This window comes from Klebsiella sp. CN_Kp100, from assembly GCF_040065315.1.
GTDB classification, from domain to species: Bacteria; Pseudomonadota; Gammaproteobacteria; order Enterobacterales; family Enterobacteriaceae; genus Klebsiella; species Klebsiella oxytoca.
Genome location: NZ_JBEAIJ010000057.1, coordinates 1 through 17436 on the forward strand (window position 1 = coordinate 1; position 17436 = coordinate 17436).

18 protein-coding genes and 1 riboswitch are annotated in these 17436 nt (G+C 57.6%); of the genes, 10 read left to right on the top strand and 8 right to left on the bottom strand.

Annotated features, from left to right (window positions below):
- The first annotated feature begins 401 nt into the window (after positions 1–401).
- Positions 402–1991, top strand: coding sequence for a bifunctional phosphoribosylaminoimidazolecarboxamide formyltransferase/IMP cyclohydrolase (gene purH / locus ABLV12_RS24445; protein ID WP_064399089.1), 1590 nt, complete (start codon positions 402–404; stop codon positions 1989–1991).
- 15 nt (positions 1992–2006) lie between these two features.
- A complete protein-coding gene (purD, locus tag ABLV12_RS24450; RefSeq protein ID WP_004117133.1) occupies positions 2007–3299 on the top strand; it encodes a phosphoribosylamine--glycine ligase in 1293 nt (430 codons plus the stop codon).
- On the opposite strand, the gene zraR is transcribed toward purD, so the two are convergent.
- Both zraR and zraS read right to left on the bottom strand, forming a co-directional pair.
- Complete coding sequence (zraR, locus tag ABLV12_RS24455; protein ID WP_049127488.1) at positions 3296–4627, bottom strand: sigma-54-dependent response regulator transcription factor ZraR; 1332 nt, start codon at positions 4625–4627, stop codon at positions 3296–3298. The genes purD and zraR overlap by 4 nt on opposite strands.
- Complete coding sequence (gene zraS, locus ABLV12_RS24460; RefSeq protein WP_032729272.1) at positions 4624–6012, bottom strand: two-component system sensor histidine kinase ZraS; 1389 nt, start codon at positions 6010–6012, stop codon at positions 4624–4626. The genes zraR and zraS overlap by 4 nt, the downstream gene beginning before the upstream one ends.
- 251 nt (positions 6013–6263) lie before the next feature.
- On the opposite strand from zraS, the gene zraP reads away from it, so the two are divergent.
- Positions 6264–6698: a zinc resistance sensor/chaperone ZraP gene (gene zraP / locus ABLV12_RS24465; protein ID WP_023329112.1), complete on the top strand. Its 435-nt coding sequence runs from the start codon at positions 6264–6266 to the stop codon at positions 6696–6698.
- 3 nt (positions 6699–6701) lie between these two features.
- On the opposite strand, the gene ABLV12_RS24470 is transcribed toward zraP, so the two are convergent.
- The 6 genes from ABLV12_RS24470 to nudC form a co-directional block, all read right to left on the bottom strand.
- Entirely contained in the window at positions 6702–7394 is a 693-nt protein-coding gene (locus ABLV12_RS24470) for a DUF1481 domain-containing protein (RefSeq protein ID WP_004109689.1), read from the bottom strand.
- Between the two features lie 12 nt (positions 7395–7406).
- Positions 7407–7679 carry a nucleoid-associated protein HU-alpha gene (hupA, locus tag ABLV12_RS24475; RefSeq protein ID WP_004097675.1) on the bottom strand — a complete coding sequence of 91 codons (273 nt, stop codon included), beginning with the start codon at positions 7677–7679 and terminating at the stop codon, positions 7407–7409.
- Positions 7680–7865: 186 nt separating this feature from the next.
- Positions 7866–8456, bottom strand: coding sequence for a YjaG family protein (locus ABLV12_RS24480; RefSeq protein ID WP_004117118.1), 591 nt, complete (start codon positions 8454–8456; stop codon positions 7866–7868).
- A gap of 42 nt (positions 8457–8498) precedes the next feature.
- Positions 8499–9170: a deoxyribonuclease V gene (gene nfi, locus ABLV12_RS24485; protein ID WP_004109691.1), complete on the bottom strand. Its 672-nt coding sequence runs from the start codon at positions 9168–9170 to the stop codon at positions 8499–8501.
- 9 nt (positions 9171–9179) lie between these two features.
- The gene (gene hemE / locus ABLV12_RS24490) at positions 9180–10244 is read right to left on the bottom strand and encodes a uroporphyrinogen decarboxylase (protein ID WP_348867414.1); all 1065 of its coding nucleotides are present in this window, start codon (positions 10242–10244) and stop codon (positions 9180–9182) included.
- Between the two features lie 166 nt (positions 10245–10410).
- The gene (gene nudC / locus ABLV12_RS24495) at positions 10411–11184 is read right to left on the bottom strand and encodes an NAD(+) diphosphatase (RefSeq protein ID WP_004117114.1); all 774 of its coding nucleotides are present in this window, start codon (positions 11182–11184) and stop codon (positions 10411–10413) included.
- A 95-nt stretch (positions 11185–11279) separates the two neighbouring features.
- Here nudC and ABLV12_RS24500 point away from each other — a divergent pair, with 95 nt between their 5' ends.
- The 7 genes from ABLV12_RS24500 to thiH all read left to right on the top strand — a co-directional run bounded on the left by ABLV12_RS24500 (position 11280) and on the right by thiH (position 17395).
- Positions 11280–11777: an Rsd/AlgQ family anti-sigma factor gene (locus ABLV12_RS24500; RefSeq protein ID WP_004109697.1), complete on the top strand. Its 498-nt coding sequence runs from the start codon at positions 11280–11282 to the stop codon at positions 11775–11777.
- A gap of 54 nt (positions 11778–11831) precedes the next feature.
- Positions 11832–11945, top strand: a riboswitch (TPP riboswitch).
- 85 nt (positions 11946–12030) lie between these two features.
- Positions 12031–13926, top strand: a complete 1896-nt coding sequence (thiC, locus tag ABLV12_RS24505; protein ID WP_348867415.1) for a phosphomethylpyrimidine synthase ThiC — start codon at positions 12031–12033, stop codon at positions 13924–13926.
- Complete coding sequence (thiE, locus tag ABLV12_RS24510) at positions 13926–14561, top strand: thiamine phosphate synthase (RefSeq protein ID WP_004117108.1); 636 nt, start codon at positions 13926–13928, stop codon at positions 14559–14561. Before thiC ends, thiE begins: the two co-directional genes overlap by 1 nt.
- Positions 14554–15309, top strand: coding sequence for a HesA/MoeB/ThiF family protein (locus ABLV12_RS24515; protein WP_004109706.1), 756 nt, complete (start codon positions 14554–14556; stop codon positions 15307–15309). Before thiE ends, ABLV12_RS24515 begins: the two co-directional genes overlap by 8 nt.
- Positions 15293–15493 carry a sulfur carrier protein ThiS gene (gene thiS, locus ABLV12_RS24520; RefSeq protein WP_004109709.1) on the top strand — a complete coding sequence of 67 codons (201 nt, stop codon included), beginning with the start codon at positions 15293–15295 and terminating at the stop codon, positions 15491–15493. Before ABLV12_RS24515 ends, thiS begins: the two co-directional genes overlap by 17 nt.
- Position 15494: 1 nt before the next feature.
- Complete coding sequence (thiG, locus tag ABLV12_RS24525) at positions 15495–16265, top strand: thiazole synthase (protein ID WP_004109711.1); 771 nt, start codon at positions 15495–15497, stop codon at positions 16263–16265.
- Positions 16262–17395: a 2-iminoacetate synthase ThiH gene (thiH, locus tag ABLV12_RS24530; protein ID WP_004109713.1), complete on the top strand. Its 1134-nt coding sequence runs from the start codon at positions 16262–16264 to the stop codon at positions 17393–17395. The genes thiG and thiH overlap by 4 nt, the downstream gene beginning before the upstream one ends.
- The last annotated feature ends 41 nt before the right edge of the window (positions 17396–17436 follow it).

A 17436-nucleotide genomic window follows, 5' to 3' on the forward strand; every position in this document is an offset into this window, starting at 1 on the left:
TTTTTCTCTTCAACCAACCGGCTGTTTGTGTGAAGTGATTCACATCTGCCGTGTCGATGGAGGCGCATTATAGGGAGTTCCCGGGCATCCGCAATAGTTAAATTGCAGAAAAATGACTGACTGCTGCATTCCCCAGCAAAACCCCGCTTTATACCCTGTTACGCACAGAATTATCCACAGATAACGGGCGATACCCCAAAACAAAAGCCACGCCACCTCTCTATATAAGCCGTCGTTCAGGGCTAAAAAGAGAAAGATAAAAATTCGCGAGCGTTGCGCAAACGTTTTCGTTACAATGCCGCGCTATAACAAGGATGCCCGGTTGGGTGCGTTAGGTGAGTTTTTAGGCAAAAACTCACCTAACGCTCTCTGTAATATTCAAATCCTGGGGATTTAATACCATGCAACAACGTCGTCCAGTCCGCCGCGCCCTGCTCAGTGTTTCTGACAAGGCCGGTATCGTCGAATTCGCGCAGGCGCTTTCCGCTCGTGGTATCGAGCTACTGTCTACGGGTGGTACCGCACGCCTGCTGGCTGAGAAAGGTCTGCCGGTTACCGAAGTCTCTGACTACACCGGTTTCCCGGAAATGATGGACGGACGCGTGAAGACTCTGCATCCGAAAGTTCACGGCGGCATTCTCGGCCGCCGCGGCCAGGATGACGGCATTATGGAACAACACGGTATCGCGCCTATTGATATGGTGGTTGTTAACCTGTATCCGTTTGCTCAAACCGTTGCCCGCGAGGGTTGCTCGCTGGAAGATGCGGTAGAAAACATTGATATCGGCGGCCCAACCATGGTTCGCTCGGCGGCGAAGAACCATAAAGACGTCGCCATCGTGGTGAAGAGCAGCGACTACGATGCCATTATTAAAGAGATGGATGCGAACGAAGGCTCCCTGACCCTCGACACCCGCTTCGACCTCGCCATTAAAGCATTCGAACACACCGCCGCCTACGACAGCATGATTGCCAACTACTTCGGCAGCATGGTTCCGGCCTATCACGGCGAGAGCAAAGAAGCCGCTGGCCGCTTCCCGCGCACCCTGAACCTGAACTTCATTAAGAAGCAGGATATGCGTTACGGTGAAAATAGCCACCAGCAGGCTGCCTTCTATATAGAAGAAGAAATCAAAGAAGCCTCTGTCGCCACGGCACAGCAGGTCCAGGGTAAAGCCCTCTCCTATAACAACATTGCCGACACCGATGCCGCGCTGGAATGCGTCAAAGAATTCAGCGAGCCGGCCTGCGTTATTGTGAAGCATGCCAACCCATGTGGCGTAGCGGTAAGCACCTCTATTCTGGATGCCTACGACCGCGCATACAAAACTGACCCGACCTCTGCCTTCGGCGGCATTATCGCGTTTAACCGCGAACTGGATGCCGAAACCGCGCAGGCCATCATCTCCCGCCAGTTCGTTGAAGTGATCATCGCACCGTCTGCGACGGAAGAAGCCCTGAAGATTACTGCCGCGAAACAGAACGTCCGCGTTCTGACCTGCGGTCAGTGGACGCAGCGCGTGCCGGGTCTGGACTTCAAACGCGTTAATGGTGGCCTGCTGGTTCAGGACCGCGATCTGGGTATGGTCACAGAAGGCGAACTGCGCGTGGTTTCCAAACGCCAGCCGACCGAGCAGGAGCTGCGCGATGCGCTGTTCTGCTGGATCGTTGCGAAATTCGTTAAATCTAACGCCATTGTTTATGCCAAAGAGAACATGACCATCGGAATAGGCGCAGGTCAGATGAGCCGCGTTTACTCTGCCAAAATCGCCGGGATTAAAGCAGGCGATGAGGGACTGGAGGTGAAAGGTTCGGCGATGGCCTCCGACGCCTTCTTCCCGTTCCGCGACGGTATTGATGCCGCCGCTGCCGTTGGCGTGAGCTGCGTCATTCAGCCCGGCGGTTCTATTCGCGACGAAGAGGTGATTGCCGCCGCCGATGAGCATGGCATCGCGATGATCTTCACCGATATGCGCCACTTCCGCCATTAATTCACGGAGCAGACGATGAAAGTATTAGTTATTGGCAACGGCGGCCGCGAGCACGCCCTGGCCTGGAAAGCGGCGCAGTCGCCAAAAGTCGATACCGTTTTTGTCGCCCCGGGTAACGCGGGCACCGCCCTGGAACCAGCGCTGCAGAATGTGGCTATCGGCGTCACCGATATTCCGGCGCTGCTGAGCTTTGCTCAAAACGAGAAAATTGATCTGACCATCGTTGGCCCGGAAGCGCCACTGGTGATTGGCGTTGTGGATGCGTTCCGCGCCGCGGGGCTGAAAATCTTCGGCCCAACGGAAGGCGCGGCGCAGCTGGAAGGCTCTAAAGCCTTCACCAAAGATTTTCTTGCCCGCCATAACATTCCGACAGCGGAATACCAGAACTTCACCGAAGTCGAGCCCGCGCTGGCATACCTGCGTGAGAAAGGCGCGCCCATCGTTATCAAGGCCGACGGCCTGGCCGCCGGCAAGGGCGTGATTGTCGCCATGACGCTGGAAGAAGCGGAAGCCGCCGTTCAAGACATGCTGGCAGGTAACGCCTTTGGCGACGCCGGGCACCGCATCGTCATTGAAGAGTTCCTCGACGGCGAAGAGGCGAGCTTTATCGTGATGGTCGACGGCGAGCACGTCCTGCCGATGGCCACCAGCCAGGATCATAAACGCGTGGGCAATGGCGATACCGGCCCGAACACGGGCGGTATGGGCGCTTACTCTCCGGCACCGGTGGTAACCGATGAGGTTCACCAGCGCACCATGGAACGCATTATCTGGCCAACCGTAAAAGGTATGGCAGCGGAGGGTAATACCTACACCGGTTTCCTCTATGCGGGCCTGATGATCGACAAACAGGGCAACCCGAAGGTAATCGAGTTCAACTGCCGCTTTGGCGATCCGGAAACCCAGCCGATCATGCTACGCATGAAATCGGATCTGGTGGATCTGTGCCTCGCCGCCTGCGACGGTAAGCTGAATGAGAAAACCTCCGAGTGGGACGAGCGCGCCTCGCTGGGCGTCGTGATCGCCGCCGGTGGTTATCCGGGCAACTACAGCACCGGCGATGAGATCCACGGCCTGCCGCTGGAAGAAACGGCAGACGGCAAGGTCTTCCACGCCGGCACCAGACTCGCTAATGACGATCGCGTGCTGACCAGCGGCGGCCGGGTACTCTGCGCCACCGCACTGGGTCGCACCGTTGCTGAAGCGCAAAAGCGCGCTTACGCCCTGATGAGCGATATCAGCTGGGACGGCAGCTTTAGCCGTAACGACATCGGCTGGCGCGCTATCGAACGTGAGCAAAACCGCTAACGGCTGAGCTTTGCCAGCAGCGTTTTGCGCGTAATGCCCAACTGACGGGCGGCTTCAGTTTTGTTGCCGCCCGTTTTTTCGAGCGCCGCGAGGATCGCTTCTTTCTCTACCTCCACCAGCGGCTGAATAACATCATCACCGTGCAACACGTCCGCAACTGGCGTACCGGCAATTGCCAGCGGCAGCTCGCGTTCGGAGATGTACTCTCCGGTCAGCAGGACCACCGCCCGCTCCACCGCATTTTCCAGCTCGCGAATATTACCCGGCCAGGCGTAGTGGATCAGCAAGTCCATCGCCTGTGGCGTAAATCCCTGTACTGCTTTACGGTTACGCTCGGCATACCGCTGCAGGAAATAGCGCGCCAGCTGGGGGATATCCTCCCTGCGATGACGCAGCGGCGGCATATCGATAGTCACGACGTTCAGGCGGTAGTAGAGATCCTGGCGAAAACGCCCGGCGCTGACCTCTTCGGCTAAATCCCGGTGGGTGGCGGCAATTAGCCGTACATCGACCGAAAGGGTCTGATTGCTGCCCACGCGCTGCACTTCACGCTCCTGAATCGCCCGCAGCAGACGCACCTGCATCAACGGCGAAATATCGCCAATTTCATCGAGGAAAAGCGTACCGCCGTCCGCTTCAACGAAGCGCCCCTCTCGCCGTTTGTCCGCGCCGGTAAAGGCGCCTTTCTCGTGACCAAACAGCTCCGACTCCAGCAACGACTCGTTGAGCGCGGCACAGTTGAGGATCACCAGCGGCCGGCGGCTGCGAGCGCTGCTGGCGTGCAACGCTCGCGCGACCAGCTCTTTCCCTGTGCCCGACTCGCCGTGAATTAATACCGTCGCATCGGAGGGCGCAACCAGGGCGATATTGTTCAGCAGCGCCCGCATCGCCGGGCTATCCCCCACCATGCCAAACTGGGCGGCCGGGGTCCCGGCAACGGGAGACTCGCTCTGCCGGGTGTGAGCCAACGCCTCGGATAGCGTCAGCTGCAGCTTGTCAAAGTCCAGCGGCTTAATCAGGTAGTCCAGCGCACCGGATTTCAGCGCTTCCACAGCGGTGTCGACGCTGGAGTATGCTGTCATAATCAGAACGGGAATCGACGGATTCAAGGTTTTGATCTCTTTCAGCGTTTCGATGCCATCCATCTCCGCCATGCGGATGTCGCATAGCACTAGATCAAACACCTTCTCGCGCACCTGTTCCAGCGCCTGTACGCCGTTGTAAGCCAGCGCAACCCGGTAACCCCAGCCCCGCAACAACGCCTGTAAGATAGTGCAGTGGCTGATGTCATCGTCCACCACCAGAATATCGACCTGCTCGCCACTCATCCTTGTTCATCCTTCTGTTGCCCATTAACCGGCAAATAGAGCGTAAATAGCGCGCCCTTGCCGGGAGTGCTCTCGGCGTCAATTGTTCCGCCGTGCTGCTCAACGATGTTCTGCACCACCGCCAGCCCCAGCCCGGTGCCGTCGGCCTTGGTAGTGAAGTACGGTGTGAAAATGGCCTGTAGCTGTTCCGCCGTCATCCCTTTGCCGCTGTCCGCAACGCTCACCTTTACTCGCCCATCGCCGCACTCTCTCACCGCCACCGTAATCACGCCATCGCGGCCAATGGCATGGATAGCATTGAGATAAAGGTTGAGCAGCACCTGTTTTAAACGATCCGGATCGGCCTGGATGCGGCATAGCGCGGGCTGCGCGATAAACTTCAGAGATATCGCCCGGCTGGCGGCATCCTGGCTAACCAGTTGAAGCGAATGCGTAATGACTTCATTTAAATCAACCGATTGATATTTTAAATGCGCCGGACGCACCAGTTCCAGCAGCTCGCTGACGACCCTGTTCAGGCGATCGGCTTCCCTGGCCATCACCAGGGCCAACTGATGCGCTTCGCCATCTGCTGGGGTCCGCTCGGCGAAATACCTGGCCAGCCCTTTTATGGATGATAGCGGGTTGCGGATTTCATGGGCGACGCCCGCGGCCAGATGACCGAGCGCCAGCAGCTTTTCTTTTCGCGCCGTCGCCTCCTGCAGCTGCTTGCGCGAACGCTGATAGCGGCGAAACCAGAACTGCGCCAGCACCGTTGCCGTCATGACTACGCCTGCCGCGCAGAGCATGATGACCATATTGCGCAGGCCACGAGCATGGTCGGCATCCAGCTCGCGGGTATCAAAGGCAATAAAAATGACCTGGGGCGCCTGATTACGGAGATCGGCAGATTCGCGACGCATCATCATGCGCATATGATGCCCACCGCCGTTAAGCGGGCGAAACTGGCGATAAATCTCCAGCGCCGGCTCCGGTTGTTCGAGGCGGCGCCAGCGCTCCTCGCTACCGATATTCAGCTCTCGCAGGGTGCTGGCGGGGTAGAGCGACTCACCGACCCGCCGCGGGTCGCTATGGGCGATAATTTTACCGTTCTCATCTGTCACCGCGAACCACAGCACGCCGGGCTGCCAGGCCATCTCCTCCAGTAGCGCCTGCAGCTGGGAATGATGCATACGCATTCCCATTCCGACCCGGGTTCCGGACTCAAGAGCGCGGATCAGCACGCTGCCTTTTTCCTGGATAGTCTGGCGTGCGGCTTCATTTTCACGGCCATAGTCACGCACGATTAACGCAGAAAACAGGCACACCAGCAGCAAGATAAGGCCGGTTAACAACCAGCTCAGCCCAACGGCGACGGAATCCTTAGACAACCGCATCACGTTCATGACAACTCCCTTTCCTCAGACACCGCATAGCCCAGCAGAAATCATGCCACTATTCCGCCGCCTCTAACCTCTCCCTGGGCGCAAACCGGGAAGGCGATCGAGTAAAAATGACCCGCTGCCCCCTTTACCGCGAGTCATTTTTACTCGCTCTCGTCCGCTGAAAAGCATTCAACGCCCGATATCCTGCGGCCTTTCCACTCTGGCACGGAAGATGCAAATCACTGAGTAACCATAAGGCAGGAGAATAAACTATGAAACGGAACAAAAAAATGACGCTGACCCTGATTGCCCTCGCCGCGCTGACTTTCGGCAGTAGCTCAGCCTGGGCAAGGCACCACTGGAATAACGGTACCGGTATGGGCCCCCAGGGCTATAGTCAGCTGACGACCGACCAGCAGGCCACTGCCCAGAAGCTGCATAATGATTTCTATGAGCAAACCCGCGTTTTACGTCAGCAGCTCATTTCAAAACGCTATGAATACAACGCGCTGTTAACCACCGATAAACCTGACAGCGCGAAAATCGAATCCGTCGCCCAGGAGATGGACGCTCTCGGTCAGAAGCTTGCCCAGCAGCGGGTGAAGTTCGATCTCGCATTAGCGCAGGCGGGTATTCCTCGCGGCGAGGGGATGGGACGTGGAGGCTGCGGCGGAGGCCGCGGTCATATGGGGATGAACCACTGGTAAGGTTCAGAAGCTTTTTTCGGTCGGCTGCCAGGTACAGAAGTCTTCGTTTGCCACCAGCAGCAGCTGAGAGCCTTCCGGCGCTTCCAGCCACGCCACGCTCACCTCGACGGATGAGTGGTTCTGACGACGCTCAATATGCGCCAACGCCAGCGTATCGAGGTCAGGCTTCACGGTCTGACCTTCGCAGGTGGTTACCGTCCTGTCAGCATGCCACCGCCCCTGGCGCAGCATGACGCGTCCCTGACGCAGTGCATCGCTGGTCTGGCGTATTTGCTCTGCCCGATAGCGGTATAGCGCAACCTGATCGCTGGAAAGCTGCTGCTTCTGCCCATCGATTTCACGCTGCATAAAGCTGAGTTCGCCTTGCGCATCAAACCGGGCGCGAATATGTTCCGGCGGTTTGCCGTAGACGTTGAGCTCGATCAGCGCGAGCTGACCATCCTGCCAGCGATACTCGCTGGTCGAGGTATTACCATGACGCCATGGACTGAAGGCGGCAAGGAGATGGACCTCACCGTCGGAATCTTTGCGCCAGATACGCATCGCCCCCTGGTTTTCCGCGTAACCGCTGGCGGTAAACGGCGGGAGAGAGGAATCATGGCTGCAGGCAGTGAGCAGCAATACGCCCGCCAGCGCCAGCGTGCGGCGCCAGATAGACAAAAGGGGCCGACAAGCCCCTTCGATAAAACTGTACACTGCCACGCGGTCTTACTTAACTGCGTCTTTCAGAGCTTTACCTGAAACAAATGCCGGTACGTTTGCTGCGGCGATTTTGATTTCATTACCGGTCTGCGGGTTGCGGCCAGTACGCTCAGCGCGGTGGTTCACTTTGAAGGTACCGAAACCAACCAGTTGAACAGCATCACCTTCTTTCAGAGACTCGGTAATTGCAGCCAGGGTAGATTCCAGGGCAGCTTTCGCCTGTGCTTTGGACAGGTCAGCTTTGTCCGCAATTACATCAATCAGTTGAGTCTTGTTCATAAGTTATCCTTACAATGTGTTTATCGCTTGCTAAGCATCGAGTGCGACGGAAATGCCTGAAAAGCACTCTCCTGCATACACGCACCGATAGCCACGTTTTTTCGCCCCCCAAATGTAGACCAGACGGGGGGCGGAATGGAAGCCTTCAGACGCTACAATTCAGGCGGTAAATCACGTTTTCTGGTCTCATTGCTGAAAATTTATACCAATATTGCTCTCACCGGCCTCGCGAAGGTCTGCACGTAGCCCTTTGATCAGTTCAATATCGCGTTCTTCGCAGTCGGCCAGAAGACGAAAAATCTCCCACTGAATATCCCATTCTTGTTCGACAGCCGGGTTTTCTTTGAGCTCTTCGTCGGTCATTTCGCGACCAGCCTGGGTCATTTCCAGCATCGCAACGGTGGTGATCGAACTCTTGCTGACTTCGATGGCGTGTTCGAGCGTTTCGCCGCTTAGCCGCGAATGAAGCAGTTCACTCAATGCGACGCAGGCATCGATGGCCGGATAGACGCCGTACAGGTCGTAATCATCAGCGGCCGGAATCGCCTCTTCCAGCTTTTCCAACTGGCTGTCGAAATTCACCTTCGCATCTTTTACCGTCAGCGTTTCCCAGATCAGATCGAGGATACGGCGATAAAGCTGGCCATCGGCAAATTCCGTTTGCTGACAGAACATAGCGTAGTTGGGGTACATCCGCTCGCACAGGCAGGCCATAAAAGTCACGTGCTGCCAGCTTTCCAGCTTCTCCAGACGCAGGTGAATCGGGTTTTGTAACATGATGAAATCTCGAAGTCAGAAATTAGCCGCAGTGTACCTGAATCAGTCGCGATTTGCTTGCCAACGCACAAACGCCGGACGCCGGGACGCCACCGCATCGGCCCAGCGCGTTGGCTCAGGCAGGCGATAGCCTTTCAGGCAGCGCTCCACCCACATCAGCGCGCTATCCAGGCCAACGCGGTGCCCGGTACTCACAAACAGCGGATTGCAGCGCGTTTTGCTGCGCAAGACCCACGCCAGCTGTTCGCCTTTATCTAACAACGGCGCCAGCGCGCCGGGTTCATCGCCCAACGGCCCGAACTTACCGCACAGCCGTTTTTTCGCCACGCCGATAGTCGGTACATCCACCAGCAGGCCAAAATGGCTGGCGACGCCGAGGCGGCGCGGGTGGGAAATACCGTGGCCATCAACGAATAACAGATTCGGCTTTTGCGAAAGTAGCTCCCATGCCGCCAGCAGCGCGGGGGTTTCGCGAAAGGAGAGGAAGCCGGGAATGTAAGGCATCGTGGTCGCGACGCGCGCGACCTGATACTCCACCAGCTCCAGGGACGGATAGCTTAGCAGTACCATCGCCGCCCGGGTGACCTCTCCCTCTTGCTCAAAACCGACATCCGCTCCGCCGATCAACGTCGGCGGATCCTGTTCCAACCGATCGCCTCGTTCAACCGATGCCGCCAGGCTGAGCTGCTGTGTGCGTAGCGATGACAAATCCATATTCACTCCTTAACGGTGGTATTGCGCCGACAACCGGTGCACTGCCTCCACAAATACGCCCGCATGTTCCGGGTTAACATCCTGATGAATTCCGTGCCCGAGGTTAAAGACATGGCCTTCACCCTGGCCAAACCCGGCGAGAATAGTCGCCACCTCTTCTTCAATACGCGTCGGAGGGGCATACAGCATCGAGGGATCCATATTGCCCTGCAGGGCGACTTTATGACCGACGCGACGACGCGCATCGGCGATATCGGTGGTCCAGTCGAGTCCCAGCGCATCGCAGCCTGTTTCCGCCATCGCTTCCAGCCACTGCCCGCCGCCTTTGGTAAATAGCGTCACCGGCACGCGACGGCCATCGTTTTCACGCAGCAGCCCATCAACGATTTTATGCATGTAATAGAGCGAGAACTGCTGGTAGTCGCGGCCGGTCAGCACTCCGCCCCAGGTATCAAAAATCATCACCGACTGCGCGCCCGCTTTGATTTGCGCATTCAGATACAGCGTGACGCTTTTCGCCAGCTTATCGAGCAGCGCATGCAGGGCCTGCGGCTCGGCGTACATCATCTTTTTAATTACCGTAAACGCTTTGCTGCTGCCGCCTTCCACCATATAGGTTGCCAGCGTCCACGGGCTGCCGGAAAAGCCGATCAGCGGCACTTCTCCCTTCAGCTCACGGCGAATCGTGCGCACGGCATTCATCACGTAGCCAAGCTCACCTTCCGGGTCAGGAACGGGTAATTTATCGACATCGGCTTTGCAGGTAATGGGCGAGGTAAAGCGCGGGCCCTCCCCGGCTTCAAAATAGAGCCCCAGCCCCATTGCATCCGGGATGGTGAGAATGTCCGAGAAGAGGATAGCCGCATCCAGCTTATAGCGGCGCAGCGGCTGCAGCGTCACTTCACAGGCCAGCTCTGCGTTTTTACACAGCGACATAAAATCGCCCGCTTCGGCGCGGGTGGCCTTATATTCCGGTAAATAGCGGCCCGCCTGACGCATCATCCACACCGGGGTGACATCAACCGGCTGGCGTAGCAGCGCGCGCAGGTAACGATCGTTCTTCAGTTCGGTCATTTTTACATTCCTTTAGCGTTGATGCGCCAAGTTTATACACAAAATCATTCAAAGTGGACCAAGGCGGCAATTGAATGAACCCCAGGAGCTTACTCAAGTAAGTGACTGGGGCAAGTGAAAGCAGCCAACAAAGAGGCAGTTTGAAGGATAAAGTGTATGTAACATGTCACTCATACTCTGCCCGACACATCGCCACGGTATCTTCAATCAGACGGCGCGCCACGGTGCCCGGCGGCGGCAAAAGCGGCAGATTGTCATAGCGATACCATCCCGCCTCCAGCAGCTCTTTCTTGTCGATGACAATCTCGCCGCTATCGTACTCGGCCATAAACGCGGTCATCAGCGATTGCGGGAACGGCCAGGGCTGGGAGGTTACATAGCGCAGGTTTTTCACCTTGATACCGCTCTCCTCCATCACTTCGCGGGCAACGGTTTGCTCCAGGGTTTCGCCGACTTCGACAAATCCGGCCAGCACCGTATGCACGCCGTTGCGATGGCGAGTATGCTGCGCCAGCAGGATAGAATCATCCCGACGGATGGCGACGATAATGCACGGGGCGATTTGCGGGTAGTAGCGTTCGCGGCAGTGGCTGCATAGCATTGCCCACTCGGTTTTGCTGGGGTGCATGGGATGGCCGCAGTAGCCGCAGAATTTATGCGAGCGGTAGAACTCCGCCAGCTGGATCCCGCGTCCCGCCAGTTGAAAAAGGCCAGCATCCTGATCGAGCACCTGACGCAGCGATCCCATCTCATGGCGACGATCCTGGCGCACCAGCCACACCGGTTCGCCCTGCCATTCGCCTATTCGCAGCGCGGTTTGCCCGGCAAGATTAAAATTTACCGCTTCGCCATATGGTAATTCCCCATCGGGTAACCATAATTTCTGTTCGTGGCTGACAATCCACCAGCCGCGATCTAATTTTTCAATAATACGATCCATATCTATTGCACTACCTTCATTTTACTGGCACTTTTAACATTAAATTTACATTTTGGTGAGCAACGTATTTCTCTTAAAACCTTGCGGAGTCAACCATGTTAAACCAGCTGGAAAACCTGACGGAACGTGTTGGAGGCAGCAATAAACTGGTCGATCGCTGGCTACAAGTACGTAAGCATTTGCTTGTGGCTTACTACAACCTGGTTGGCCTGAAGCCTGGCAAAGAATCATTTATGCGGCTTAATGAGAAAGCGCTGGATGATTTTTGCCAAAGCCTGGTGGACTACCTCTCCTCCGGCCATTTTAATATTTATGAACGCTTTATCGGCGAATTGGAAGGCGATACGCCACTTTTAGCCGCCACTAAGATTTATCCACAGCTGCAGGCTAATACCCAGCAGATCATGGATTATTACGATTCCTGCCTCGAAAACGCTATCGATCACGATAACTATCTTGAGTTCCAGCAGGCGCTATCGGACATCGGTGAAGCGCTGGAAGCCCGTTTTGCGCTGGAAGATTCGCTGATTGCCCTCGCCGTAGCCCACAGTCGAAAAGACAACGTTAGCGACAATATCGCGCCGACCGCTTGAGTTGTGAGCCATTAACGCGTAGTTTACATACATTCCCCCTCGCTGAGAGGGGATGTCATCTTGTCGGAGTGCCCATTTTCCACACTGGAAAAGGCTGAGACCGTTAATTCGGGATCCGCGGAACCTGATCAGGCTAATACCTGCGAAGGGAACAAGAGTAAACTGCATTTAGCATCTGCCTCTTCATGGCCGATCGCATCTGTTACTCCATCCGTCGTCTGGCAAGCCATATCCTGTTTAACTGGAATGAGCTATGTCTACAACATCACTTACGCGTCGAGAGCAACGCGAACACGCCCAGCGCTTTATCAACACCCTGGAAGGCACCGCATTTCCCAATTCGCAGCGCATCTATATCCGCGGTTCGCAGGAAGATATTCGCGTGCCGATGCGCGAAATTCAGCTGAGCCCGACGCTCATCGGCGGCAGCAAAGACCATCCTCAGTATGAAGCAAACGAAGCCATCCCGGTCTACGATACGTCCGGCCCCTATGGCGATCCGCACATCGCGATCAACGTTCAGCAGGGTCTGGCGAAACTGCGTCAGCCGTGGATTGATGCGCGTCGCGACTGCGAAACGCTTAGCGATCGCAGCTCAGCCTATACCAGAGAGCGGCTGGCGGATGATGGTCTTAACACGCTGCGCTTTTCCGGTCTGCTTACGCCCAGGCGCGCCATCGTCGGGAAATGCGTGACGCAGCTGCACTATGCCCGTCAGGGGATTGTCACCCCTGAGATGGAATTCATCGCCATTCGCGAAAATATGGGTCGCGAACGCATTCGTGGCGAAGTGCTGCGCCAGCAGCATCCGGGCGTCGGGTTTGGCGCGCGGCTGCCGGAGAATATCACCCCGGAATTTGTGCGCGCTGAAGTTGCCGCCGGGCGCGCGATTATCCCGGCCAATATAAATCATCCGGAATCCGAGCCGATGATCATCGGCCGCAACTTCCTCGTGAAGGTTAACGCCAATATTGGTAACTCAGCGGTCACCTCGTCGATAGAAGAAGAGGTCGAGAAGCTGGTGTGGGCGACGCGCTGGGGAGCGGATACGGTTATGGACCTTTCCACCGGCCGCTATATTCATGAGACCCGCGAGTGGATCCTGCGCAATAGTCCGGTACCGATCGGTACCGTGCCGATCTACCAGGCGTTAGAGAAGGTAAACGGGATCGCCGAAGATCTTACCTGGGAAGCCTTCCGCGACACGCTGCTCGAACAGGTGGAACAAGGGGTGGACTACTTCACTATCCATGCGGGCGTGCTGCTGCGCTACGTGCCGATGACCGCCAGACGCCTGACCGGCATCGTCTCCCGCGGCGGCTCAATCATGGCGAAATGGTGCTTATCCCATCACAAAGAGAACTTTCTCTACCAACATTTTCGTGAAATCTGCGAAATCTGCGCCGCCTATGACGTTTCGCTGTCGCTGGGCGATGGCCTGCGCCCGGGCTCGATTCAGGATGCCAACGACGAAGCGCAGTTTGCCGAGCTGCACACGCTGGGGGAGCTAACCCAAATTGCGTGGGAGTATGACGTACAGGTGATGATCGAAGGCCCGGGCCATGTGCCGATGCAGATGATTCAGCGCAATATGACTGAAGAGCTGGAGCACTGTCACGAAGCGCCTTTCTATACCTTAGGGCCGCTAACCACCGATATTGCGCCGGGCTACGATCATTTCACCTCCGGGATTGGCGCAGCCATGATCGGCTGGTTCGGCTGCGCGATGCTCTGCTACGTGACGCCGAAAGAGCATCTCGGCCTGCCGAATAAAGAGGACGTTAAGCAGGGCCTGATTACCTACAAAATAGCCGCCCACGCCGCAGACCTCGCTAAAGGCCATCCCGGCGCGCAAATCCGCGATAACGCCATGTCGAAAGCGCGCTTCGAGTTCCGCTGGGAAGACCAGTTTAATCTGGCGCTCGACCCGTTCACCGCGCGCGCTTACCACGACGAAACCCTGCCGCAGGAGTCAGGCAAAGTGGCCCACTTCTGCTCCATGTGCGGCCCCAAATTTTGCTCAATGAAGATAAGCCAGGAAGTTCGCGACTACGCCGCCGCGCAGACCATCGAAGTGGGGATGGCCGATATGTCGGAAAACTTCCGCGCCCGCGGCAGTGAAATCTATCTACGTAAGGAGGAAGCCTGATGTATCAACCCGATTTTCCATCCGTCCCATTCCGTTTAGGCCTCTATCCGGTCGTCGATAGCGTCGCGTGGATCGAACGCTTACTGGCTGCGGGCGTTCGCACTCTCCAGCTGCGCATCAAGGATAAGCGCGATAGTGATGTCGAAGACGATGTCGTTGCCGCTATCGCGCTGGGACGCAAATACCATGCGCGGCTGTTTATTAACGATTACTGGCGCCTGGCCATTAAACATCAGGCTTATGGCGTGCATTTAGGCCAGGAGGATCTGGAAACCACCGACCTCAGCGCCATCCGCAACGCCGGACTGCGCCTTGGCGTTTCCACCCATGACGATATGGAAATGGATATCGCGCTGGCGGCGCGTCCCTCTTACATCGCGCTTGGTCACGTTTTTCCGACACAAACCAAGCAGATGCCTTCCTCCCCTCAGGGGCTGGATCAGCTGGCGCAGCATATTCAGCGACTGGAGGATTATCCAACCGTGGCGATTGGCGGCATCAGCCTTGAGCGCGCTCCGGCAGTACTGGCCACCGGCGTCGGCAGCATTGCGGTAGTCAGCGCCATCACCCAGGCGACCGACTGGCGGCAGGCAACGGCACGGTTGCTTGAGATAGCGGGAGCCGGTGATGAATGACAGCGATTTTATGCGCTATAGCCGCCAGCTGCTGCTGGAGGATATCGCCATTGAAGGCCAGCAAAAGCTGCTGGCCAGCCGGGTGTTGATCGTGGGTCTCGGCGGGCTGGGTTCCCCCGCCGCGCTCTATCTTGCCGGAGCCGGCGTCGGCACGCTGGCGCTGGCCGATGACGACGACGTTCACGTCAGCAACCTGCAGCGACAAATTTTGTTCACCAGCGATGATATCGCTCAGCCTAAAACCACGGCCGCCAGGGCCCGGCTGGCTCGGCTAAATCCGCAGATTGAACTGATTGCGCTGAAGCAGCGGTTAGGCGGAAAGGCCCTGCAGGAGGAAGTGGCGAAGGCCGATGTGGTACTGGATTGCACCGATAACATGGCGACCCGACAGGCGATCAACGCCGCCTGCGTCGCGCTCAAAACGCCGTTGATTACTGCCAGCGCTGTCGGACTCGGAGGCCAGCTGATGGTACTGACGCCGCCGTGGGAGCAGGGCTGTTATCGCTGCCTGTGGCCGGATGCTAACGAACCCGAACGCAACTGCCGCACGGCGGGCATCATTGGCCCGGTCGTCGGCATGATGGGAACCCTACAGGCGCTGGAGGCCATCAAGCTGCTCAGCGGCATGGCGGCGCCGCGTAACGCGCTGCGCCTGTTTGATGCGCGCACCAGCAGCTGGCGTACGCTGACATTACAGCGATCTCTGGGCTGTCCGGTCTGTGGAGGGCAGCATGCAGGTGTGGTTTAACGATGAACCGTTGCAGTGTGCCGAAGCGACCTCCGTCGCCGCCCTGCTCGCTCAACTGGAACAGCAGTTGCCGGGCGTCGCGCTGGCGCTCAATCAACACATCCTGCCGCGCGAACGGTGGGAAGATCATCTTTTGCAGGAAGGCGACCAAATCCTGCTTTTTCAGGTTATCGCTGGAGGCTGACATGTTACGTATTGCAGATAAAACGTTTGAATCACATCTCTTCACCGGCACCGGTAAATTCGCCGCTCCCGAGGTCATGGTGGAGGCCATTCGCGCCTCCGGTAGCCAACTGGTGACGCTGGCGATGAAGCGCGTCGATCTCCGTCAGCATAATGACGCCATCCTCGCGCCGCTGCTGGCGGCCGGCGTTAGCCTGCTCCCCAACACCTCCGGGGCCAAAACGGCGGAAGAGGCGGTATTTGCCGCCCGCCTGGCGCGGGAAGCACTGGGCACCCACTGGCTGAAACTGGAAATTCATCCGGACGCCCGCTGGCTGCTCCCCGATCCGATCGAAACGCTGAAAGCGGCGGAGATTCTGGTTCGGGAAGGCTTCGTCGTGCTGCCCTACTGCGGCGCCGACCCGGTGCTGTGTAAACGTCTGGAAGAAGCGGGCTGCGCGGCGGTGATGCCGCTCGGCGCGCCCATCGGCTCCAATCAGGGACTGGAAACCAAAGCAATGCTGGAGATTATTATCGAACAGGCCACGGTGCCGGTGGTCGTGGATGCGGGTATTGGCGTGCCGAGCCACGCAGCGCAGGCGCTGGAAATGGGTGCCGACGCGGTCCTGGTGAATACCGCCATCGCCGTTGCCGATGACCCGGTTACCATGGCCCGGGCTTTCCGGCTGGCGATTGATGCCGGATTACTGGCGCGGCAGGCCGGACCGGGCGCGCGCAGCGCGCAGGCGCAGGCCACCAGCCCGCTGACCGGCTTTCTGGAGGCGCAGGTATGAACACCTTCACTGACCGTTGGCGACAGCTGGACTGGGACGATATTCGCCTGCGAATAAACGCGAAAACCACCGCCGACGTTGAACGCGCCCTGGCGGCCAAACAGCTCAGCCGCGACGATATGATGGCCCTACTCTCCCCCGCCGCTGCTGGCTATCTGGAGCCTCTGGCCCAGCGTGCTCAGCGTCTGACGCGCCAGCGTTTCGGTAATACCGTCAGCTTTTATGTGCCGCTGTATCTCTCTAATCTGTGCGCCAACGACTGTACCTACTGCGGTTTCTCAATGAGTAACCGCATCAAGCGAAAAACTCTGGATGAGGCGGAAATTGCCCGTGAATGCGCGGCAATTCGCGAAATGGGTTTCGAGCATCTGTTGCTGGTGACCGGCGAGCATCAGGGCAAAGTCGGCATGGACTACTTTCGCCAGCATCTGCCCGCGATTCGCCGCCAGTTCGCCTCGCTGCATATGGAAGTCCAGCCGCTGGCGAGGGAGGAATACGCCGAGCTGAAAACCCTCGGGCTGGACGGCGTGATGGTCTATCAGGAGACCTATCATGAAAGCATGTATGCGAAACACCATCTGAAAGGGAAAAAGCAGGACTTTTTCTGGCGGCTGGATACGCCGGACAGGCTTGGCCAGGCGGGAATTGACAAGATTGGCCTTGGCGCATTAATTGGCCTCTCCGACAGCTGGCGCGTGGACTGCTTTATGGTGGCGGAACATCTGCTGTGGCTTCAGCAGCGCTACTGGCGCAGCCGCTACTCCATCTCCTTTCCGCGGCTGCGCCCGTGCGCCGGCGGTATCGAACCTGCCTCATTGATGGATGAACGACAGCTGGTGCAAACCATTTGCGCCTTCCGCCTGCTGGCCCCGGAAGTGGAACTTTCGTTATCCACCCGCGAATCCCCCTGGTTCCGCGATCGGGTCATCCCGCTGGCCATCAACAACGTCAGCGCGTTTTCAAAAACTCAGCCCGGTGGGTATGCCGATAACCATCCGGAGCTGGAGCAGTTCGCGCCTCACGATGACCGACGCCCGGAAGAGGTTGCCAGCGCGCTGGTGGCCAGCGGGCTGCAGCCGGTATGGAAAGACTGGGATAGCTGGCTGGGACGCGCTTCCCAGTCATCATGATAAGAGATGTAACGACTTAAAAGTTCCTGGTGCACGCTCGT